Origin of the sequence: Vibrio sp. 10N.222.55.B11, assembly GCF_041473705.1 — a bacterium.
GTDB lineage: Bacteria > Pseudomonadota > Gammaproteobacteria > Enterobacterales > Vibrionaceae > Vibrio > Vibrio crassostreae_C.
In genome coordinates, this window is the sequence record NZ_JBFRST010000149.1 from 1 (window position 1) to 233 (window position 233).

A 233-nucleotide genomic window follows, 5' to 3' on the forward strand; every position below is an offset into this window, starting at 1 on the left:
ATTAACCAGCTCAGAGGTTTGCTTTCCGAATTTGGTATTGTGATGCCTCAGGGGCGCTACTCGGCTCAAAACACTATTGGTAGTGTCCTTGAAGATGCAGAAAATGGTTTGCCTATACTCGCTCGAGAGCTACTTCAAGATCTATCGAACAAGATTCAACACCTTAACCTAGAAGTATTGCACTATGATCGTAGAGTCTCTGCTTTAGTTCGTGAGATGGCTTCAGCCAAAGC

1 pseudogene is annotated in these 233 nt (G+C 44.2%); it reads left to right on the forward strand.

The annotated features are described in order from the left end of the window. A pseudogene (locus tag AB4503_RS25450) lies at positions 1-233 on the forward strand (IS110 family transposase); the annotation flags it as partial.